This is a genomic window from Kitasatospora sp. NPDC127111 (assembly GCF_042677465.1).
Classification (GTDB): Bacteria; Actinomycetota; Actinomycetes; order Streptomycetales; family Streptomycetaceae; genus Kitasatospora.
Genome location: NZ_JBHXTG010000042.1, coordinates 67276 through 74107, shown reverse-complemented (window position 1 = coordinate 74107; position 6832 = coordinate 67276). Strand labels below are relative to the sequence as shown.

At 75.9% G+C, this 6832-nt stretch carries 8 protein-coding genes and 1 pseudogene; 4 read left to right on the top strand and 5 right to left on the bottom strand.

Going from position 1 to position 6832, the window contains the following annotated elements; all coding sequences use genetic code 11:
- The 3 genes and pseudogenes from ACFVHB_RS24230 to ACFVHB_RS24220 form a co-directional block, all read left to right on the top strand.
- Window positions 1-586, top strand: a pseudogene (locus ACFVHB_RS24230) (hypothetical protein); the annotation flags it as partial.
- A 191-nt stretch (window positions 587-777) separates the two neighbouring features.
- The gene (locus ACFVHB_RS24225) at window positions 778-2070 is read left to right on the top strand and encodes an FHA domain-containing protein (protein ID WP_380325954.1); all 1293 of its coding nucleotides are present in this window, start codon (window positions 778-780) and stop codon (window positions 2068-2070) included.
- A 13-nt stretch (window positions 2071-2083) separates the two neighbouring features.
- Entirely contained in the window at window positions 2084-2449 is a 366-nt protein-coding gene (locus ACFVHB_RS24220; RefSeq protein WP_380325951.1) for a hypothetical protein, read from the top strand.
- 146 nt (window positions 2450-2595) lie between these two features.
- Here ACFVHB_RS24220 and ACFVHB_RS24215 read toward each other — a convergent pair whose 3' ends face one another.
- On the bottom strand, window positions 2596-3255 hold the full coding sequence (locus tag ACFVHB_RS24215) for a Pr6Pr family membrane protein (protein WP_380325948.1): 660 nt from the start codon (window positions 3253-3255) through the stop codon (window positions 2596-2598).
- Window positions 3256-3399: 144 nt separating this feature from the next.
- On the opposite strand from ACFVHB_RS24215, the gene ACFVHB_RS24210 reads away from it, so the two are divergent.
- Window positions 3400-3930: an SMI1/KNR4 family protein gene (locus ACFVHB_RS24210; protein ID WP_380325945.1), complete on the top strand. Its 531-nt coding sequence runs from the start codon at window positions 3400-3402 to the stop codon at window positions 3928-3930.
- 39 nt (window positions 3931-3969) lie between these two features.
- On the opposite strand, the gene ACFVHB_RS24205 is transcribed toward ACFVHB_RS24210, so the two are convergent.
- From ACFVHB_RS24205 to ACFVHB_RS24190, 4 genes are all read right to left on the bottom strand, one after another.
- Entirely contained in the window at window positions 3970-4860 is an 891-nt protein-coding gene (locus ACFVHB_RS24205) for a phosphotriesterase (protein WP_380325969.1), read from the bottom strand.
- Window positions 4861-4991: 131 nt separating this feature from the next.
- Window positions 4992-5390, bottom strand: a complete 399-nt coding sequence (locus ACFVHB_RS24200; protein WP_380325942.1) for a carboxymuconolactone decarboxylase family protein — start codon at window positions 5388-5390, stop codon at window positions 4992-4994.
- 17 nt (window positions 5391-5407) lie between these two features.
- Complete coding sequence (locus ACFVHB_RS24195; protein WP_380325939.1) at window positions 5408-5983, bottom strand: DUF4865 family protein; 576 nt, start codon at window positions 5981-5983, stop codon at window positions 5408-5410.
- Between the two features lie 197 nt (window positions 5984-6180).
- A complete protein-coding gene (locus ACFVHB_RS24190) occupies window positions 6181-6747 on the bottom strand; it encodes a TetR/AcrR family transcriptional regulator (protein ID WP_380325936.1) in 567 nt (188 codons plus the stop codon).
- Between the last annotated feature and the right edge of the window lie 85 nt (window positions 6748-6832).

Here is a 6832-nt window from a genome sequence, read left to right as displayed (position 1 = left end):
CCCCGAACCCGGGGGCGGCCTCACCGTCCTCGAAGGACCGGTCCCGGCCGGGCCGGTGCCCGCGTGGGCCGGGGAGGGCCCGGTCGGCCCCGCCTACCTGGCCCTGCGGGCGGCCGCCTCGGCCGGCGGCGACCTGCTGGGCGCGGCGGGACGGTCCGCCGTCCTCGACGCGGTCGCCGGATGGGACGGCGGCCACCCGCCGCTCGGCGGCGACCCGGCCGGGGCGGCGCCGGCCGAGGCCGAGGTCCCGCCCGCCGAGCGGCCGGCTGCCCGGCTGGCGCTGCTGGCCGCGCTGGCGCCGTACCGGATCACGGACGGGGACGTGGCCGCCTGGCGGGCCGCCAGGCGGGCGGAGGACGGCGCGCACCGGGAAGCCGGAACGGTCCGGGGAGCCGGAACGGTCAAGGGCGGTGAAGGCGACCCCGAGGCGGGCCGGGAGGACGGGGAACTGACGCGGGTGCTGGCGTTCGGCGCGATCACCGCGACCCTGCGGGTGGAGTCGTGGATCACCGCCGGGGCGCGCGCCGGCTCGCCCGCGTACCAGCGACCCGCCGACCAGCGACCCGCGGACCAGCGACGCGCGTAGCAGCGACCCGCGTGACAGCGGGCTGTCACCGCCCCCGACCGGCGGGTGACGGGGGCCGGCCGGGGGTGTGCGACAGCGGCGAAGTGGCCTTTACTGGAGGGGAAGGCACCCGAGCCGGCGGGCGGGCGTCGTGGTTCCCCGCCCCCGGTGGTTCACCGGTTCCCCGGTCGCATCCGGCAGGAGGTAGTGCCATGAACCCGCCTTCACAAGATCAGGCCTTACCACGTCTCGTCGTCGACAGCCCGGACGAGGTCCGTGGCCAGGTCTACGAACTCGACCGTGAACCCTTGCTGGTCGGCCGGGGCTCGGCCTGTCGGATCCAACTGGTGGATCCGTGGCTCAGCCGTCGCCACGCCGTGGTCTGGCGGGCCGACGGGCACACCACCGTGGAGGACCTGTCCTCCACCAACGGCACCCGGTTGAACGGCCACCTCGTGCTGGGGCAGCAACAGCTGCACAGCGGGGACGTCTTGGACTTCGGCCCGCTGGAAGTGCACTACGAGGAACCGCGGGTGGAGGCGGCGACCGAGCCGCACGGGAACGCCTCGGCGCCGGAAGCGGTGACCGAGCCGCACGCGGACGGTCCGGCCCCGGACCCCCTGACCGTCGTCACGGACGAGCCTGCGTCACCTCCCCCGCGCAGCCGTGCCGCCCGTCCGGAGCCGGCGCCCCAGGACGCGACGCCCCAGGACGTGGCGGCCCGGGAGGAGGCGGTTCAAGCGGAGACGGCGCCCCAGGAGGCGGCCCGGTCCGGACCGCAGGAGCACGCCGAACGGAAGGACCACGCCGGACGGCAGAGCGCCGCCGGGCAGGCCGGCCAGCGGGACGGTCCCCGGGCGGCGGGCCCTCTCGTGGACACGCCTCCTCGGGGAGCGCCGGGGTACGCCGTTCCGCCGAAGCCGGCCACCCCGCCGCACTTCGGCCCCGGGCCGCACCCTGGTCCGGACCCGAGTGCCGGCAAGCCGAGCGCCGGCAAGCCGAGTGCGAGCAAGCCGGGCGCGAGCAAGCCGGGCGCGTCGAAGCCGTACGGGCCGTACCAGCGATCCGAGCGGTACGGGCCCCGGTTCGACGTGGGCCAGCAGCACGACGGGCACTTCAACAACATCGGCGGAAACCAGTACAACTACCAGATCCTGCAGGACAACCACATCCTGGCGGCCCGTCGCGAGGCCTTCTTCCGCAAGCTCGCCACCATCCGGAAGACGGCCCGGCACCTGGCGACGACGGGCTTCGTGCTCGCCGTGCTCGCCGGCACCTACCTGGGCTTGGCGAACGCGGGGAAGTTCAGCCTCGACGAGGAGCGCGGCGGCATCAAAGCCTCCTCGATCGGCGTCCCGGTGATGGTCATCGGTGCGGTGCTGCTGGTCATCGGCATCTCGATGACGGTCTGGACCGTCGTCCGACAGCATCGCTACTTGAGGGAGGAGGACCGCCGACTGCACTCGGACTCGTCGCCGTCGGCCCGGGGCGGCGCCGGTCCATGACGAAGGGACCGCCATGGTCTTCAACATCGGCAGTCAGCAGGGCGGCGTGTTCAACAACGTCGCCGGCGACCAGACCGTGTACGGCGGCCAGTCGAGCCACTTCACGGCGGACGGGCAGGACGTGCGGACGCTGGTCGGCGAACTCCGCTCGGCCGTGGACCAGGCGCAGCTGCCGCCGGCGGTGGCGCCCGAGGTCAAGGCCGAACTGGACTCGCTGGACGCGGAGGTCGCCCGGCCGGAGCCCGACCGCGAGGTGGTGGCCGGCCGTCTGAACCGGATCACCCACCTGCTGAAATCGGCGGGCGCCCTGGTCGCCGCCGGTACCGGTCTGCTCGGACCGCTCTCCGCGCTGGCCGGCTGGGTCGGCTCCCTGGGCTAGCCGGTCCCGGCAGCCGCCTCCGGCGACGGGCGTCCCGGACGCCGGAGGCGCGGGCGCCCCGAGGCGGTCGGGTGGGTCCGCCCCGATGCGGTCGGATCAGGTCCGCCCCGATGCGGTCGGATCAGGTCCGCCCCGATGCGGCCGGGTCAGGTCGTCCTGGCGTGGGCGCGGCGGCCGCGCGGCGGGGTGTCCGACCCGGCCGCGCGGCGGTCGCCGAGGGTGTTGCCCGCCCACATCAGCGCGGCCCCGACCAGGACGAAGCCCAGCGTCGTGACGAAGCACGCGCCCGCGACCCGGCCGTAGCCGCACGGGCGGGACGGGTCGAGGAAGACGTACGGGTACCAGCCGACCGCCCACCCGCGGAGCAGCGCGTAGGCGAGGTAGAGGAAGGGGAACGCCAACCAGCCGACCGCCTGCACCGGGCGGATGCGGCGTTGCGGCGGGTCGAGCAGCCAGTCGGCGAGCATCACCAGCGGCATGACCTGGTGCAGCACGTGGCCGACCCACGGGATCATCAGGGCCACGGGGTACACGGCCACCTCCAGCCCGTACACGAGCCCGGTGACGGTCGTGCAGAGCACCACCGCGCCGCGGACCGGCCCGGGCACCGGGCGTCGGCCGGTCAGTCCGGCCCAGCCGCCGGCCAGCAGGACGACCACGGCCGCCATGACGCTCAGGTTCGTGAAGTAGCTGAAGAAGTCCACCACCCCGGTGGCGCCGGTCGCGGCCCGGTGGCCGGCGACGCCGAGCGCGACGGCGGCCAGCAGCCCGAAGGCGATCCGGGTGGGGGCGAGCCATCGGTGCATCGTCGGGTCCGCCTCTCCGCCCGGGGCGTCGGATCGCTGCGATGTGCTGCGGTTCCCTCAGATTCAAACCCCGGCGCGGGCATCCGGCCACCGGACGGCAGGCGACTGTGCGGAAGTGTCCGGGCGGGGCGCTAACCTCCGCGCATGATCGAGACGAGCGGTGACGACCGCGGCTTCCCGCCCGCCCTGGCCGAGGTGGCCCGGATCGGGTTCGCGTACGGCGAGGACGGCGAGGGCGTCGACTTCGAGCCGTACGACGCCTTCGACTCCGCCGAGGAGACCACCGACTGGATCCGGTCCTGGACCGGCAACGACGAGCTCGACGGCGACGCCTACCGGGTGTTCGGGCAGGACGGCACCGGCGGCCTGGCCGCCCTCTGGCTGGTCCGGCCGGGCCGTCCGCTCGCCGAGCAGCCGGTGGTGTTCCTGGGCTCGGAGGGTGAGAGCGGGCTGGTGGCCGGGAACCTCTCCGACCTCCTCTGGGTGCTGGCCGACGGCTTCGGCCCGCTCGAGGCGGCCGTCGACGACGAGCGCGAGCCCCGGCCCGCCCCTGCCCTGGCCGACCTCGCCGAACGCCACGCCACCACCCCGCGCAGGGCCGCCCGAGAGATCATCGCGGAGGCCAAGGCCGAGTTCGCCACGTTCTCGGACGACCTCGACGCCCTCTGCCGCTGACCTCTGCCGCTGAGCCGCCACCTCCCGTGCGCGGGCGGGTCAGGCCGCCCATTCGACCCCGAACGCCCGGGCCGGATTGTCCTTCAGCAGCTGCGCGGGCAGCTCGGCGCCGAACTCGCGGCCGAGCCGGGGTGCGAGCGACGTCAGGAGGTGGGCCGGGCCAGGGGCGTGGCGGGCGCTGCGGGTGGTGGTGTCGGCGCCGAGGAGCAGCTGCGGGGCGTGGCCCGCCTCCACCAGCGCGGCCACGGTGTCGAACAGGTGGTGGTCGGTGGCGTGGTGGGCGCGGGAGGGGCCGTCCAGGGCGAGGTAGGCGCCGGACGCGGCGAGCTGCCGGTGCAGCCGCAGGTCGGGGAGGCGGTTGAGGTGGCCGAGGATCACCCGGTGCGGCGGGACCCCGTACCGGCCGCAGAGCAGGTCGAGGACGTCGGGCGCGGCGGTGCCCAGTTCGTGGTGGACGGCGATCGGCGCGCCGGTGGCGCGGTGTGCCTCCGCGGCGGCCCGCATGACCCGGCGGGTGTGGTCGTCGAGACCGTGGTAGTCACCGGCCACCTTGATCAGTCCGGCCCGGACCCCGGCGGGCGCACCGGGCAGCCCGGCCGTCAGCTCGGTGGTGAACCGCTCGGCGAGCCCGTCGTGGAGCGCGGTGAGCGCGGCCGGTTCGTAGTGGACCGCCTGGTGGAGGCCGGTGGCCGCGACCACGTGGACCCCGGTGGCGCGGGAGAGGTCCGCGAGCGCGTGGGCGCCGCGGCCCATGCCGTGCGGGGTCCACTGGACGAACGCCGCACCGCCGGCCGCCGCGAAGTCCCGCAGGACCGTCTCCGCCGCGGCGGGGTCGTCCAGCTCCTCGCCGGGCAGGCGGGGGCTGCGCAGGAACAGGTGGTCGTGGGCGTCGCAGACCCCGAGTCCGGCGGGGTCGACGTCCCCGAGCACGGTCCGGACCGCGGCGGTCCCGGTGCCGGGGGCGGGGGCGGGGGCCGTCGCGGGAGCCGGGAAAGGGGACGGTGCCGGGGCCGGCGGGGTGGCCGGCGGGGTGGCCGGCGGGGTGGCCGGCGGGGTGGCGTTCACGCCGACTCCGCGAAGGTCGCGGCGGCGACCCGCAGGCCGGCCAGCGCCTTGGGCACGCCGACGTACGGCGCGAGGTGGACCAGCACCTCGGTGATCTCCTCCCGGGTGAGGCCGATCCGGAGGCTGTTGCGGACGTGGTCCGCGAGCTGCGGCTCGACGCCGCCGAGCGCGGTCAGCGCGGCCAGGTTGGCGATCTGACGGTCGCGCAGGGCCAGCCCCGGCCGCTGGTAGGTGCCGCCGAAGAGGCTGGTGACGATCCAGTCGGGGAAGCCGGGCGCCAGGTCGTCCAGGCCCCGCAGGGTGGCGGCCTGGGTCTGCGGTCCGGCGAGTTCGTCCAGCAGGGCGTAGCCGGCGGCGCGGTCGAGCGGGGCGGCGGTGAGCGCGGTGGGCTCCATCGGGGCGGGTGGTCCTTTCACCAGTGGCGGCCGGCGGGCAGCCGGTCGAGTTCGGGGCTGGACAGGTGCAGCACCCGGTAGCGGGTGCCCGGGGCGGCGTCGGGTGCGGGGCCGGCCCAGAGGGCGAAGCGCAGCAGCTCCCAGCGGCCGGGGTCGACGGCGACGGCGGCCGTGTGCAGGGCCGGGTGGTCGGGGAGCGCGGCGAGGGCGGCTTCGACGGCCTCGGCCGGGTCGGTGTGCTCCGGGAGGCGTTCGACGTGGCGGGTGGCGGCGACCGGGGTGTCCCGGGCGGGGCCGCGGCTCAGGCCGCTGCCGAGCCAGTGCCGGACGGCGGGGCGGCCGAAGTCCCGGCTGAGGCCGCGGAAGCCCGGGCCCCAGAGGAAGGCGTTCATGCCCTCGGGGGTGCGCCAGAGGTAGAACGGGGCGTACTGGTTGACGGGCGCGCCGTCCTGGCCGCGTTCGCGGACGAGGTACGCCTTGAGGCCGAGGCCGGGGCAGGCGTCGAGCAGGTGGCCCTTGTCGGCGACCCGCTTGCGGATGATCCCCATGTCGTAGTCGGCGGGGAGGGTGATCTCGTACTGCATGACGTGCACGGGTGGTCTCCTCGGGTCGGCGGCTCGGGCTCGGGGATCGCGCTCCGGGGGGTGGCTCGGGGCTCGGGATCCCGCCTCCGACCGGCGGCTCGGGCGCCCCGCTCGGGGCCGGTGGCGCCGGGCTCGGGACCGGTTGCGTCCCCGCTCGGGGCCGGTGGCGCCGGGCTCGGGGCCGCCGCCGGGCGGGCGGGACGGGTTCAGCCCGCCCGGTGGGCGGCGAGCAGGCCGAGGGCCCCGCGGACGGCCTGCTCGAACGGCTCGGCGTCCCCGGCGGCCCGGGCGAGGACGTAGCCGCCCTGGACCACGGCGACCACCGCGGCCGCGGTGTCCACCGGGTCGACGCCGCCGACGAGTTCGCCGGCGGCCTGCCCCTCGGCGACCAGCTCGGCGATGCGGCCGCGCAGCCAGTCGAAGGTCTCGGCGACGGGCGTGCGCAGCCGCGGGTCGGCGATGACGTCCGGATCCTGGGCCATCCGGCCCATCCGGCAGCCGCGCAGCACCTCGCGCTCGCGCAGCAGGTAGGCGGCGATCCGGTCGTAGGCGGTGCCGGGGCCGGCCAGGTCGGCGGCGGCGACGGCACGCATCTGTTCGGCGCTGCGGCGCAGGGCGGCGGCGGCGAGGTCGGGCTTGCCGGTGAAGTGGTGGTACATGCTGCCCTGGCCGACGCCGGCGTGCTGCTGGATGGCCTTGGGGCTGGTGCCGACGTAGCCGCGTTCCCAGAGGAGTTCCTGGGTGCTCTCGATGAGGCGGTCCTGGGTTGCCATGGCGATCACTGTACATACCCGTAGGTACAGATGTACATACCCGTAGGTACAGAACGTCGACGGGACCGCTCCGGCCGTCACCCGC